The sequence below is a fragment of the Eggerthella sp. BIOML-A4 genome (assembly GCF_009875575.1).
Taxonomy (GTDB): Bacteria; Actinomycetota; Coriobacteriia; order Coriobacteriales; family Eggerthellaceae; genus Eggerthella; species Eggerthella lenta.
In genome coordinates, this window is the sequence record NZ_WWRX01000006.1 from 262,122 (window position 1) to 276,070 (window position 13,949).

14 protein-coding genes are annotated in these 13,949 nt (G+C 62.4%); 9 read left to right on the forward strand and 5 right to left on the reverse strand.

Translation table 11 applies throughout. From position 1 onward, the window contains the following. Positions 1-89 precede the first annotated feature (89 nt). The 8 genes from rplO (at position 90) to GT613_RS07895 (ending at position 9,883) form a co-directional block, all read left to right on the forward strand. Positions 90-539: a 50S ribosomal protein L15 gene (gene rplO / locus GT613_RS07860; protein ID WP_009306337.1), complete on the forward strand. Its 450-nt coding sequence runs from the start codon at positions 90-92 to the stop codon at positions 537-539. Next, complete coding sequence (gene secY, locus GT613_RS07865) at positions 533-1,813, forward strand: preprotein translocase subunit SecY (RefSeq protein ID WP_009607815.1); 1,281 nt, start codon at positions 533-535, stop codon at positions 1,811-1,813. Before rplO ends, secY begins: the two co-directional genes overlap by 7 nt. Positions 1,814-2,119: 306 nt before the next feature. After that, positions 2,120-3,253: an Abi family protein gene (locus GT613_RS07870; protein WP_114519568.1), complete on the forward strand. Its 1,134-nt coding sequence runs from the start codon at positions 2,120-2,122 to the stop codon at positions 3,251-3,253. A gap of 149 nt (positions 3,254-3,402) precedes the next feature. Then, complete coding sequence (locus tag GT613_RS07875) at positions 3,403-4,029, forward strand: adenylate kinase (protein ID WP_009306335.1); 627 nt, start codon at positions 3,403-3,405, stop codon at positions 4,027-4,029. Between the two features lie 93 nt (positions 4,030-4,122). Further along, positions 4,123-6,300: a cytochrome C oxidase Cbb3 gene (locus tag GT613_RS07880; RefSeq protein WP_161172577.1), complete on the forward strand. Its 2,178-nt coding sequence runs from the start codon at positions 4,123-4,125 to the stop codon at positions 6,298-6,300. Positions 6,301-6,360: 60 nt separating this feature from the next. After that, positions 6,361-7,089, forward strand: a complete 729-nt coding sequence (gene nagB, locus GT613_RS07885) for a glucosamine-6-phosphate deaminase (RefSeq protein ID WP_009306333.1) — start codon at positions 6,361-6,363, stop codon at positions 7,087-7,089. Continuing rightward, positions 7,080-8,219, forward strand: coding sequence for an N-acetylglucosamine-6-phosphate deacetylase (gene nagA / locus GT613_RS07890; RefSeq protein WP_021410436.1), 1,140 nt, complete (start codon positions 7,080-7,082; stop codon positions 8,217-8,219). Before nagB ends, nagA begins: the two co-directional genes overlap by 10 nt. A gap of 251 nt (positions 8,220-8,470) precedes the next feature. Continuing rightward, positions 8,471-9,883 carry an L-cystine transporter gene (locus GT613_RS07895; protein WP_114547985.1) on the forward strand — a complete coding sequence of 471 codons (1,413 nt, stop codon included), beginning with the start codon at positions 8,471-8,473 and terminating at the stop codon, positions 9,881-9,883. Positions 9,884-9,953: 70 nt separating this feature from the next. Here the strand turns inward: GT613_RS07895 and GT613_RS07900 are convergent, their stop codons facing one another. From GT613_RS07900 to GT613_RS07920, 5 genes are all read right to left on the reverse strand, one after another. Continuing rightward, positions 9,954-10,628, reverse strand: a complete 675-nt coding sequence (locus GT613_RS07900) for an N-acetylmannosamine-6-phosphate 2-epimerase (RefSeq protein WP_009306330.1) — start codon at positions 10,626-10,628, stop codon at positions 9,954-9,956. Then, positions 10,625-11,575 carry an ROK family protein gene (locus tag GT613_RS07905; protein ID WP_009306329.1) on the reverse strand — a complete coding sequence of 317 codons (951 nt, stop codon included), beginning with the start codon at positions 11,573-11,575 and terminating at the stop codon, positions 10,625-10,627. Before GT613_RS07905 ends, GT613_RS07900 begins: the two co-directional genes overlap by 4 nt. 12 nt (positions 11,576-11,587) lie before the next feature. Continuing rightward, entirely contained in the window at positions 11,588-12,580 is a 993-nt protein-coding gene (locus GT613_RS07910) for a dihydrodipicolinate synthase family protein (RefSeq protein WP_021410433.1), read from the reverse strand. Positions 12,581-12,716: 136 nt separating this feature from the next. Beyond that, on the reverse strand, positions 12,717-13,154 hold the full coding sequence (locus GT613_RS07915; RefSeq protein ID WP_114519573.1) for a hypothetical protein: 438 nt from the start codon (positions 13,152-13,154) through the stop codon (positions 12,717-12,719). A 60-nt stretch (positions 13,155-13,214) separates the two neighbouring features. Further along, positions 13,215-13,595, reverse strand: a complete 381-nt coding sequence (locus GT613_RS07920) for a hypothetical protein (RefSeq protein ID WP_114519574.1) — start codon at positions 13,593-13,595, stop codon at positions 13,215-13,217. Positions 13,596-13,678: 83 nt separating this feature from the next. On the opposite strand from GT613_RS07920, the gene GT613_RS07925 reads away from it, so the two are divergent. Then, positions 13,679-13,909: a helix-turn-helix domain-containing protein gene (locus GT613_RS07925; RefSeq protein ID WP_114513391.1), complete on the forward strand. Its 231-nt coding sequence runs from the start codon at positions 13,679-13,681 to the stop codon at positions 13,907-13,909. The last annotated feature ends 40 nt before the right edge of the window (positions 13,910-13,949 follow it).

The following is a 13,949-nucleotide window of genomic DNA, read 5'->3' on the forward strand; positions in this document are numbered from 1 at the left end:
CACGCCGATGGTCGATTTACGGAAGTTTGCGGGCGGCGAGCGGCCAGCGCCGGGAAGGGTCCCGGACAGCGAAAGAAGGAGAAACTAACATGGAACTCAAGGATCTCAAGCCGGCTGAAGGTTCGCGCAAGCCCCGCAAGCGCGTGGGTCGCGGTCCCGCGTCGGGCACGGGCAAGACGTCCGGTCGCGGTATGAACGGCCAGAAGTCGCGTGCTGGCGGCGGCAAGGGTGCAGGCTTCGAGGGCGGTCAGACGCCGCTCGCTCGTCGTCTGCCGAAGCTCCCGGGCTTCAAGAACATCAACCACGTGGAGTACCTGCCCGTCAACGTGAAGCGTCTCGAGGAGACCTTCGAGGCCGGCGACGTGGTGAACGGCGAAAGCCTCAAGGCCAAGGGCATCATCAAGCATGCCGACGCGCTCGTGAAGGTGCTGGGCGACGGCGAGATCACCAAGGCTCTCACCGTGCAGGTGGATAAGGTGTCTGCTTCCGCCAAGGCGAAGATCGAAGCAGCCGGAGGAAAGGTCGAAGAGCCTTGCTAAGCTCGATCATCGATGCATTCAAGGTACCGGAGCTGCGCAAGAAGATCTTGTTCACTCTGGCTATCCTCGCGCTGTATCGTTTCGGCGCGTACGTGCCGGTGCCCGGCATCCCGTTCAACGAGTTCGCGAACTCGTTCCAGGACTCGGGCGTGTCCATGACCATGCTCGACCTGTTCACGGGCGGTGCGTTGTCGAACTTCTCGGTGTTCTCGCTGGGCATCATGCCCTACATCACGGCATCGATCATCATGCAGCTGATGCAGGGCGTCATTCCCGCCATCGGGCGCTGGGCTAAGGAAGGCGAGACGGGTCGTCGCAAGATCACGCAGATCACGCGTTACCTGACGTTGGGTCTGGGTCTGATCAACGCCATCGGCTACCTGCTGCTGTTCAAGTCGCCGCAGTACGGCGTGGTGTTCTCCACGGAGGTGCCGGAGATCCTCACCGACATCCTCGTCGTGTTCACGCTCGTGGCGGGCACTGCGTTCATCATGTGGATGGGCGAGCTTATCACGCAGCGCGGCATCGGCAACGGCATGTCGCTCATCATCTTCGTGAGCATCGTGTCGCGCGTGCCGAGCGCCATTTTCTCGTCGATGAACCTCACGGCCGATACCACTATGGGCGTCGCGATTACGGTGGTCACCCTGCTTGTGGTGCTTGCCTGCATTCCCGCGATCATCTTCGTGGAGCGTGCGCAGCGCCGCATCCCGGTGAACTATGCCAAGCGCGTGCAGGGTCGCAAGATGATGGGCGGCCAGTCCACCTACATTCCCCTCAAGGTGAATGCGGCGGGCGTCATCCCGATCATCTTCGCGAGCTGCCTGATCTACTTCCCGGCGCAGCTGGCGGCTCTGTTCAACGTGGGCTGGCTGACGGCGGTGGCCGACGCCATCTCCACCGGCTGGGTCAACTGGATCCTCACCGTGCTGCTCATCGTGTTCTTCGCGTACTTCTACACCTCCATGGTGTTCAATCCGGAGGAGACGGCCGACAACCTGCGCAAGCAGGGCGGCTTCATTCCCGGTGTGCGTCCGGGCACGGCGACGGTGACCTATATCAAGAACGTGCTGCATCGCGTCACGCTGCCCGGCGGCATCTTCATCGCCGCCATCGCGGTGGTGCCGACGATCATCTTCTACTTCACCGGCAATACGCTCATCCAGGCGTTCGGCGGCACTTCGATCCTCATCATGATCGGCGTGGCCCTCGACACCATGAACAAGGTGGAAAGCCAGCTGAAGATGCACAACTACGAAGGTTTCTTCAAATAGGGGGATCTGTCGAAGTAAAAGCCCTGATCAAGCGACTGATCAGGGCTTTTTTTATTGCCCCTTCCGACGCCTGTGTACAAGATTTGTACAAACGACGACTATGCGTGCGCCGAACGTGCATAGAACGCTGACGCCGCTCCACTGTTGCCCCTGAACTTTGAAAAGAGGTATGATGCTCGGCATCGTGACCTTGGATAGGGGAGAAGAGAAGGGCATCGTTGTCTTTGATCGGCATCTGCCAAACAGCGAAGCGTGCAGCAATGGAGGAACCCGCCGCGTCTTGGCAGCGAGAGGGAGTGAGTGGGCATGACGCTAGGAAGCAGCCCGTTGTGGTTCGGGTTCGGCTCTTACCCAGCTGAATTTGACAATCTGGACGAACCTGATAACATAGTCTTCGACAGTTCCGGGGGCACCTCTCAACGATGTGCAAAAGCCCCGGACTATTTGTTTATGGACGGATTTCAACCCAAGGTGCCTTCCAAGCCGTTTCTTGGATACGGCGAGCTCATAGAGCATCTGGCAGATAAAGGCATCGAGATCGGCGACGAGAAGTCCGCGCACGCCGTGCTCTCCCGAGTCGGCTATTATCACTTGAATGCGTATCTTCCAGCGGTCAAAAGAACGATCGGTCCGCCTGTCTCGCTTGCATCGGTCTATAACGCCTACGTGTTCGACATGATGATCCAAGCTATCCTGTTTGAATACATATCCTATTTCGAGGTCGCTTTCAGAGCGCAGATGGCGCATGGCCTTGCGCGTCAGTACGGAGAATTCGCCCACCTTGTTCCGGATGCGTTCAAAAACGGAATGGAGCATAAAGACATGGTGCGGCGCTACCGTATTGAACGCGACCGCAAGAGACGGACGGGGGAATCGTTCGTCGTCCACAACATGGACAAGTACGGAGAGCTTCCGGTGTGGGCGGCCGTAGAGCTGATGCCTCTCGGAATGCTGTCCAAGGCTTTCAAGAACATGGCTGCAGGTGATGCCCGCGATACTGTCTGTGATTTCTTCGGCTTCGACTCCCGTGTGCTTTCGAGTTGGGCTCATTCTGTCTCGTTCGTTCGCAATGAGTGCGCTCACCAGGGCATCCTCTATGGTCGCGCCATTCCCAAACCGCCTATGCGCCAAGCTTCAATCGAAGGAATAGATAGCAGGTCGACATTCTGCCAGTTTGCTGTGTTGACAAGTCTTTTCAAGAAGAACATGAGGGACTTGAGCGTTCCCATGATATGCGCCTTGCGAAGGGCAATAGAGCTTCCACCGTTCCCGCTCGCGTGGCTGTTCGGCTTCGAGGACGGTCAGATCGGCGATGCGGAGCCGCCGTGGGTTCGCAAGCTGTGTGAATGCGCCGGGATAGACGGGGACATCACGCGCAGATACATGGAATCGGAAGTCGCAGCCGAGAACATGAGGAACAATTGGGCTACGGAAGGGTAGGGAAGGGATTCGCGACGGTTTGGCGGCGTTTCGCTTGCGATCGAGTCGTTGACGGGCTCTGCCTGTCTTTCTGTTGAAATGCGCGCGTACGGCGTAGGGCTTTGATACAATACGGCGCATCGATTGTATGTCGAAAGGATTGAACCATCATGAATATCGTGTTGTTAGGGGCGCCGGGTGCTGGTAAGGGTACGCAGGCGGCCAAGCTGGTTGAAGAGTTCGGCACGCCGCACATCTCCACGGGCGACATGCTGCGCGCTGCCGTAAAGGCCGGCACGCCGCTGGGGCAGAAGGCGAAGTCTTTCATGGACGCGGGCGACCTCGTGCCCGACGATGTCATCATCGGCCTGGTCACCGAGCGCCTGCAGGATCCGGACACCGAGAAGGGCTTCATCCTCGACGGCTTCCCGCGCACGTCCGCGCAGGCGGTCGCGCTTGACGCCGAGCTGTCCAAGCTGGGTCGTCCGCTGGACGCGGCGCTGCTCGTCGACGTTGACCCCGAGGTCATCGTCAAGCGCCTCACCTCGCGTCGCATGTGCCGCGACTGCAACTACATCGGCACCGCCGCCGACGAGACCTGCCCCAAGTGCGGTGGCGAGATGTACCAGCGCGACGACGACAACGAGGCCACGGTGCGCAACCGCCTCGACGTGTACGAGAAGTCCACGGCTCCGCTGATCGACTACTATCGCGGCTGCGACCTGCTCGTCTCCATCGACGGCGATCGCGATCCGAACGTGGTGTACGCCGACGTGAAGCAGGCGCTTGGTCTGTAAAGCGCGTCCGCGCGCTTTTTGCACGCAATCTTGAAGGCGGACGGGGCTTGAGCTGCCTCGCCCGCCTTTTTTCATCTATAATTCCATACCAATATGCCGACCGTACGCCAGAACATAGCCTATGCCTACAACGGCTTCATGAGCAGGCACCGCTTGGCGGCGGTTCACCTGATCAAGAGCGCGCTTGCCATCGTACTGATCTCGCTTCTGCTCGAGACGTTCCTGTTCAACATCAACTACTTCACGTCGGCGAACTACAACACCATCTCGCTGAACGACAAGCTCACCTTGCAGGAGACCGTTGACGACCAGTACAAGGTGACCGCGGTGAACCACGTGCTGGAGTTCTCGAACCTCAACACCGAGGTACACAACATCTGGCTGAACTTCGACTACCGGCAGCCTGCGCAGGATCTGAGGGTGAAGATCCAGTTCACTGACGACGCGCACCATACGTACTTCGACTCCACGGAGTACACGGTAGGCGTGCCACCGGTGGGGGTGTCCACGTTCAGCGATCAGAGCGAGTACATCAACCTCAACACGACGGGCCTCGTGAAGAACCTGCGTATCGAGATCGCGGGCGACGACGTGAGCTATCCCATCAAGCTGAGCGACATCGTCCTCAACGCGCATCACCCGTTCGACTTCAACACGACGCGCTTCTTCGTCTGCATGGGCCTGCTGGCGTTGGCGTTCGCGTTCCGTCCGGGCTCGGCCATCTACCGCATCGGCATCGTCAGCGAGCCGCGCAAGTCGAAGGCCGCCATCGTCGCAACGGTGGCTATCGAGGTGTGTCTGCTGGGCTCGTTCCTGTTCCTGGGATCGAATCTCGTGGGCGTGGCCACGCAAAGCTACAACAGCGGCTCGTGGGACGGCAAGAGCCTGGTCAACGTATTCGAGGTGGGCGGTGACAACGCGCAGCAGTACGCGGAATTGGCGAAGGCCATGGCTCACGGCCAGCTGTACCTGGAGGAGGAGCCGCCGCAGTGGCTGCAAGACTCCAACGACCCCTACGACAAGGGCGCGCGCGACGAGATGCAGAAGGAGACGGGAGAGCCCTATCTTTTCGACGTGGCGTATTATAACGGGCACTACTACGTGTACTTCGGCGTGGTGCCGGTCATATTGTTCTACCTGCCGTTCTACTTGCTGACGGGCGCGAATTTCCCCACGGCCATCGGCGTGCTGATCGCCGTCGTGGCGTTCGTGCTGGGATGCTCGGCGCTGTTGGACCGGTTCGCGCGCTACCACTTCAAACGGGTGAGCCTGGGGTTGTACCTGTTGCTGCAGATACCGCTGGTCATGTGCTGCGGCGTGCTGTACCTGCTGAAGTTCCCGACGTTCTACTCGCTGCCCATCGCGCTGGGCCTGGCGTTCTCGGTGTGGGGTCTGTACTTCTGGATGAAGGGGCGCGCTTCGGCGGGACCCGAGAAGTGGTACCTTGCGGGATCGCTGTGCATGGCGCTGGTCGCGGGATGCCGCCCGCAGCTGCTGGTGCTGTCGTTGGTGGCGTTTCCGTTGTTCTGGCGCGCGTACATCACCAAGCGCCGGCTGCTCACCCCGCGTGGCGCACGCGAGTTCGCCTGCCTCATCGCGCCCTACCTCGTGGTGGCGGCCGGCCTGATGGCGTACAACCATGCGCGCTTCGGCTCGTTCACGGACTTCGGGGCGAACTACAACCTCACGGTGAACGACATGACGAAGCGCGGGTGGAACATCGGGCGTTTGGCTCCGGCGCTGTTCGCGTACTTCCTGCAGCCGCCCAGCGCCACGGGCGTGTTCCCGTATTTGCAGCCGGCGCCGTTCGATACCACGTACATGGGGCAGACCATCAAGGAAGTCACCTTCGGCGGCATCTTCGCGTGCCTGCCGGTGCTGTGGGTGCTGCCGTTCGCGAAGCGCGTCCTGCAGCTGCGCATGAGCCAGCGCTCCACGCGCACCATCGCAGGCGTCATCGTCGTGCTGCTGCTGGGCGGCGTCATCGTGGCGCTGGCCGATGCGGAGATGGCCGGCATCCTGCAACGCTACTTCGCCGACTTCAGCTTCATGTTCCTGGCCGCGGTGGTGCTGCTCGTGTTCATCGTGAACGAGAACCTGCAGCCCGGTTCGACCGTGCAGAACCTGCTCATGAAGGTGCTGCTCGTGCTGGTGGCCGTGTCGGTGCTGTACAGCGCGCTTCTGTGCTTCGTGCCCGAGACGGGCTGGTACTCCGACGTGTATCCGTGGGCGTACCGCGACATCATCGAAACCGCGCAGTTCTGGACATAGATCCGTATCCGTATCTGTATCCGTATCCGCATCCGTTCGATCCGAGAGAAGAGAGGTTCCATGGAATTCATCATCGCCGAGAGCACCGAGGATATGAGCCGGCGCGCAGCCGACCGCATCGCATCGTTCGTCGAGGCCGATCCGTCGTGCGTGCTGGGGCTGGCCACGGGCACGACGCCCATCGGCTTGTACGCGTGCCTCGTTGACGATTGCGCGCAGGGCAAGATCAGCTTCGCCGACGTGACCACGTTCAACCTGGACGAGTATCGCGGCCTCGATCCCGAGCACGATCAGAGCTACCGCTACTTCATGAAGAAGCACCTGTTCGATCATGTGGACATCGATCAGGCACGCACGCATGTGCCCGAGGGCTCGAACCCCGATGCCGAGGCCGTGTGCGCAGTCTACGAACAGGCCATCGAAGAGGCGGGCGGCATCGATTTGCAGCTGCTCGGCCTCGGCCCGAACGGGCACATCGGCTTCAACGAGCCCGAGGACACGTTCCCGAAGGCCACGCACTGCGTGGATCTCACCGAGAGCACCATCCAGGCGAACAGCCGCCTGTTCGACCGCGTTGAAGACGTGCCGCGCCAGGCGTACACCATGGGCATCGGCACCATCATGGCCGCGCGCAGCGTGCTCGTGGTGGTGGAGGGTTCCCACAAGGCCGAGATCGTGAAGAAGGCGTTCTTCGGCCCGGTCACGCCCGAAGTGCCGGCGTCCATCCTGCAGTTCCATCCCGACGCCACCGTCATCGTCGATCCGGCAGCGGGTGCGCTGTGCAAGTAAGGGGCGGCTCGGTTCTGACGGGCGCGGGATTCGCGTCCGCCGACATCGTCATCAAAGGCGAGCGCTTCGCGGCTGTCGACCCGCAGGGCACTGCGGCGACGGCGGCTGACGGTCAGGTGCTCGACGCGTCGGGATGCTACGTCGTTCCGGGCCTCATCGACCTGCATTTCCATGGATGCGTGGGGCACGACTTCTGCGACGGCACCGAAGAGGCCATCGACGCCATCGCGCGGCACGAGGCCTCGTGCGGCGTGACGGCCATCTGCCCGGCCACGATGACCTATCCCGAAGACGTGCTGGCTCCCATCATGGATGCCGCGGCCTCCTACGAGGCGAAGCGCGACGGGGCGGCGCTCGTGGGCATCAACATGGAGGGTCCCTACATCTCGCCCGGCAACATCGGCGCGCAGAACCCTGCCTACCTCCATCTGCCCGACGAGGCGATGTTCCGTCGCTTGCAGGAACGTTCGGGCAATCTCATCAAATTGGTCGACGTGGCGCCCGAGGTGGACGGCGCGCTCGATTTCATCCGCTCGGTGTCGTCCGACGTGCGCGTGTCCATCGCGCATACGCAGGCCGACTACGATACCGCGTGCGCGGCCATCGAAGCCGGCGCTCGGCAGATGACGCACCTGTGCAACGCCATGCCGCCGCTGCACCACCGCAAGCCCGGCCCCATCGGCGCGGCGTTCGACCATTCAGAGGTGATGCCCGAGCTTATCGCCGACGGGGTGCATATCCATCCGTCCATGGTGCGTCTCCTGTTCGCCGCTTTCGGAGCCGATAGGGTCATCCTTATCAGCGACTCGATGATGGCGACGGGCCTCGACGACGGCGAGTACTCGCTGGGCGGCCAGGATGTCACCGTGCGGGGCAACGTCGCCACGCTGCGCAGCGGCACTATCGCGGGCTCGGCCACCGACCTCATGGCGTGTGTGCGCGTCGCCGTACGCGACATGGGCATCCCGCTGGATGCAGCCGTTCGGGCCGCCAGCGCCAATCCTGCCCGCGCGTTGGGGCTGGAAGGGGAGCGCGGCAGCATCGAGGTCGGCAAGATCGCCGACGCCGTGGTGCTCGATGAGAACCTCCGCGTGCGCCACGTGATCCTGCGAGGCGAGCTGCTGGGGTAGCTTTCTGCGTTCATCGCGCCGGGCGAGGGCTCGGCAGCGGGGCGAAGGGTTCCGTGCGGAGGCGACCGACGCTCTCGGCCGCTCTGTGCAGAGCCCTTCGCCCTTTGCCGTTTTTTCGGGGGGGGGGCGGCAGCCGGCGGCGCTACCGTTCGGTGACGCTTCATTCTCTTTGACGGCTTTCCGGTTTCTTCTTGGCATGCTCGTCCTATACTCTACTTTTTTCGTCGGATAAACGAGGAAGGGCGTTGCCTATGTCGATGGAGGTGCTGGTGCCCGTCGCAGGTATCTTGGCGGTGTTCGCTGCCATGCTCGTCTTGCTCAAGATCATGCGATCGAAGGGCCTAAGCTTCACGGCGAGGGTGTTCACCGCGCTCGGGCTGGGCGTCCTGCTAGGTTTGGGAATCCAGCTGTTGCTCGGCCGCGACGGGGATGCTGCCACGACGGCGCTCGACTGGATATCCATCGTGGGACAGGGTTATATCGGCTTGTTGAAGATGCTCGTCATGCCGCTCGTGTTCGTGGCCATCGTCGGGGCGTTCACGCGCGCGGAGGTCACCGAACACTTCGGGCGCATCGCCTTCGCGGTGTTGGCCGTGCTGCTGGGCACGGTGACCGTTGCGGCCGTGCTAGGCTGGGGTGCGACGGTTCTGACCGGGCTTGCGCATGCGGGCTTCCTCGATGCCGCGACCCCCGATGCCGCCGAGCTTTCGTCGCTCGCCTCCCAGCAGAGCGAGGCTGCCAGCCTTACGCTGCCGCAGGAAATCCTCTCGTTCATCCCGACGAACCCCTTCGCCGACCTCGCGGGCGCCCGATCCACCTCCACCATCGCGGTCGTCATCTTCTCGGCTATCCTCGGCGTTGCGTATCTCAGGTTGCGCGATAAAGACGTTGAGCAGGCAGACTTCTTCAAGAGCCTCATCGACAGCCTGTACGGCATCGTCATGCGGATAGTGGCCATGGTGCTAGGGCTCACCCCGTACGGTATCCTCGCGCTCATCGCGAAGGTGATGGCCGCGAGCGATTACCGCGCCATCCTCGGACTGGGAAAGTTCGTGCTCGTGTCTTACGGCGCGTTGCTGGCGGTGCTGTGCGTGCATTGTCTCATCTTGCTGGCGAACCGCGTGAATCCGGCGACCTACTTCAAGAAGGCGTTTCCCGTGCTCAGCTTCGCGTTCGTATCGCGTTCGAGCGCGGGCGCGCTGCCGCTCAACATCGAGACGCAGCATAAAGCCCTGGGCGTGGACAGCGCGTCGGCGAACCTCGCGGCAAGCTTCGGCATGTCTATCGGGCAGAACGGGTGCGCGGGCGTGTACCCGGCGATGCTGGCCACCATCGTGGCACCTACCGTAGGCATCGACGTGCTGTCTCCTACGTTCTTCGTGCCGCTCATCGCCGTGGTGGCCATCAGCTCGTTCGGTGTGGCAGGAGTGGGCGGGGGAGCGACGTTTGCCTCGCTCATCGTGTTGGGGACGATGGGGCTTCCTATCGAGGTGGTGGCCGTCCTCGCATCCGTGGAGCCGCTCATCGACATGGGTCGCACCGCCCTCAACGTCAGCGACTCCATGGTGGCGGGCATTACAGCCTCGCATGTTGCGGGCGGCCTCGACCGCTCGGTTCTGGACGATCCGGAGGCGCGTGTCACCGCCGAGGCGCACGTGAGCTGACGGGCATGAAAAAAGCCCTGGAGGGGGGGATGATCCCCTCCAGGGCTTCGCGCATCGGATTCGGCGCGTCCTAGCCGATGGCGTCGGCGAACCAGGAAGTGATGGACTGCGGGTGGGTGATGGCCGTCCCCACCACGATGGCGAAGGCTCCCGCCTCCATGGCCGCCTGCGCATCGGCGAGCGTGTGGATGCGACCCTCGCAGAACACGGGCACGTCGCCCGCTGCGGCGACGGCCTCGCGCAGGAACTCGAGGTCGGGGCCGGCGGTTTTCTCGCGGCCGCCGGGCACGTAGCCCGCCAGGGTGGTGGACACGATGTCCGCACCGGCTTCGAGCGCCCGTTGCACGTCGTCCATGCAGGAGCAGTCGGCCATGATCAGCGTTTCACCGCGCAAAGCCTCCACGGTCTCCTCGAAGGTGCGACCGTCGGGGCGGGGGCGTGCCGTGGCATCGATGGCCACCACGTCGGAGCCGGCGGCGATGCAGGCGCGCGCGTGGCGCAGCGTCGGCGTGATGTAGACGCCGTCGTGCCCCTCTTTCCAAAGGCCGATGACGGGGATTTCCACCTGGCCTTTGATGGCGGCGATGTCGGCAAGGCCTTGGCAGCGGATAGCGGCTGCGCCGCCGCGTTCGGCGGACAGGGCAACCTGCGCCATGGTTTCGGGGTGGCGCATCGGCTCGCCCACGTAGGCCTGGCAGCTGACGATGAGCTTGCCTTGCAGGGAGGAAATCAGGGGATCGGTCATGATCGTCCTTTCAGGGTATCGAGCAGGTATTCGGCGGCTCCGATGAGCGGGGCTCGGCTGCCGAGCGCGGCATCGACGATGGGCAGGCCGTGCATCACGGAAGGCGCCTGTCGCTCGAAGCCTTCTTGCAGGGCGGCTCTCCAGGCTTTTCCGGCGTTGCATACCGAGCCTGAGAGCACGACAAGTTCCGGATCCAGCAGATCCGTCCAGGTTGCGATGGCTTCGCCGAGCACCGCGCCCGCCTCCAGAATGATGCGGCGTGCCAGCTCCTCGCCGTCTGCGGCGCGCCTGGCTATCTCGTCTCCCGCAAGGCGTTCGCCTCCTGCTGCGACGTAACGGGCTTCGATTCCGCTGCCGGCCGCGATGGATTCAAGCTCGCTGGCGGTGCCGCAGGCGCGCGGCGTGCCCAGCGCATCGGGGCAGGGCGTTCGCCCCAGCTCGCCTGCGAACCCGTGCGCGCCTAGCAGCACGCGGCCGTTCGCCACGATGCCGCCGCCGAGCCCGGTGCCCGCTGCGATAACGAAGCAGGTTTGAGCGCCGCGGGCAGCGCCCCAACGAGCTTCGCCGAGCGCATGAGCCTTCACGTCGTTGAGCACGGCCACGGGAAGGCCGAGCGACGCGCTCAGACGCTCGGCTACGGGCTGACCGGTCCAGCCGGGCATGAGCTCGTTGGCGAACGCGATGCCGCCCGTGCGCACGTCCACGAGCCCGGCCGTCCCCACGCCGATGCCGACAACGTCGTCTTCGGCATCGGCTACCACGTCGGCCACGAGCGAGGCCAGGGTGTCCAGCACGGCGCTGCCGCCGCGCTGGGCTTCCGTGGGAACGCTGCGCAGGGCGTCCACCGTCGGCGCCGCATCGGCGGCGGAATAGCGCACGAGCGCACCCGCCATCTTCGTGCCGCCCACGTCGAAGGCGGCAATCGTGCATGGATGTTCGACGCTCATGCGGCGCTCACGCTACTTGCAAGCCGGAGCGCCGGGCGAGACGGGGCACGCATCCCAGTGCGCCTGGCGGATCGGCGCGTCGGCGTCCATGAGTCCCGCGCGCTTCAGCACGGCGACGATCTGCTCCACGTCCTCGCCTTCGAGCGCGCACACGGGCTCGCGCATCTGGTTCGTGTTGAACACGCTCATCTGCCACAGCGCCGTCTTGAACGCGCCCACGCCCGCGCCGAAGCCCACGGTGGCCTTCACCTCGCGCGTGACGTACATGAGGCGTGCGAGGTGATTCTGGATCTCGCGCACGCGCTCCCAGTCGCCGGCTTGCGCGGCGCGCCACTGCTCCACGTAGCTTGCCGGATCGATGTTCGCCAGACCCGGAACCGAGCCGTCGGCACCGCCCAGGTAGGCGCCGTCCACGACCACCTCGTGGCCGGTCAGCACTTGCAGCGGGTGGCCGGCGTCCTCGTTCTGCAGGCACAGCCAGCGGAACGACACGTCGTCGCCCGAAGAGTCCTTCACGCCCTGCAGCACGCCGTCCTCGCCGAGGCGCACGAGCATCGTGGGATCGAGCTTCGTGTGCACGCAAGCGGGCAGGTCGTAGGCAAACAGCGGCAGGTCGGTGTGCTCGCGGATGGCGCGGAAGTGGCGTTCCACCTCTTTGGGACCGCCGAGAGCGTAGAAGGGGGCGGTTGCCACGAGGGCGTCCACGCCGTAGCCCGTCGCGCGCTTGGCCTGGTCGACCACGCGCATGGTTTCCATGTCGATGATGCCCGTGAGCACCGGCACGCGGCCGTGCACCATGGCGATGGCCTCTTGCAGAACGTGGTAGCGCTGCGCGTCGGTGAGGAAGGCAACCTCGCCCGAGGATCCCAGGAAGAACAGACCGTCGACGCCCGCGTCGATCATGCGGTTGATGGAGCGCTCGAGCGCCTCGAGGTCGAGCTGGCGCTTCTCGGTCAGCGGAATGACGACGGGGGGAATGACGCCGCGAAACGGTGAATCAGTCATAGGAGCAAGCCTCTCTCTGTTCGTCGGTAAACGGTAAAAGGGTAAACTCCCTCAGCGTAAGCGTCAACGCAAGAGGGCAGGTCGCCACATAAAAAGCGCCCCCGGTTCAACCGAGGGCGCAGGGGGGATCTTGTTGTTAGACGATTTCGATCAGGCAATGGGAGCGATTGGTGTAAAGGCTGTATAGTCCTGCCGGGACATCGGACAAATTGCAAATGAAGTAACCTTCTTTTGTTTTCTCGCAAGGCGCGCTGATGCTGGAATCGTATCGTGGAGCCCTTTCATTTATTCTCGTTTTTTCTTGCACAATACAATAGGGAGTGTCTATTTCGATTGATTTCTCGACCCACTTAGTTCCTTCGTAGTATCCGACCGTGTAGCTGTTCTTTTCAGAGGTTGTCCAAATGCCGTCAAGATGGTGTCCGTTTGAACCGAGGCTTCCGCCGTCGATGTACATGTCGTACTTGACGATGCCATGCTCTGCGGGTGTAGACGCATGTCCATCGATTTCCTCGAATTTTCCATCCTGCAGGCCGAAGCCCGGCCAATAACCCATGTTCAACACGGGGAACATCTGGAGTGAGTCTAGGCCTTCTGTCGTAAGCAGGCGGTACCCTTCGCTCCGATTGATTTGTTATACGGTGTGTTCACCTCCTCTTTCTCCGGAATACATTGCTACTGTCGAGTCTGTGACGTCCTCTCCGTCTGCATCCGTCCATTTGCTAGCGCGTTCTTGGAAGGAGTAATCGCCTTGGAGAGCTGTGCACACGCCGTTGTGCTCGATAAATAGCATGTCCTTCGTTGTGCTTACCTCGTCGAGGGTGTATGTGGCATCGTTCGAGTCGCTTTTCTCGTCGATGTCGGCAGACAGACTCTCGTTCTGATCCGCGTATTCTCCGGATGGGGAAGGTTCGGGGTTGCTCGGTTGGCTTTCGTTTGCACCCGGTGCGCATCCGTACATATTGCAAATGATTACCAGTGCGGCTGCTGCCGCTACGTTCCCCTTGGCTGCCATGTCTCCTCCTCGAAATGCATGCTCTTATTGAGTGTTGGATTATGACCCAACATAGAGGAAATATTATCACATAGGCTGCACCTATGGAAGAAAGCCCGATCAAATGCCAAATGGAGAAAAACAGGGTAGAGCTGGGTGCAGCTATAAAAAAGCTGCGCGTCGGTCAGGGGCTTTCTGTGCGAAAATTCGCGCTCATGGTTGAAATGGATTACTCGCATATCAGCGCAATCGAAAATGGCCGCGCGAATGCCACGGTTGATTCTTTATATAAGATCGCAAATGGGTTGGGTGTTTCGATCAGGGATCTCTTCTAGCTTCTCTCAAAAGGATTCGTGCAAACGAAGAGCCGCCGGA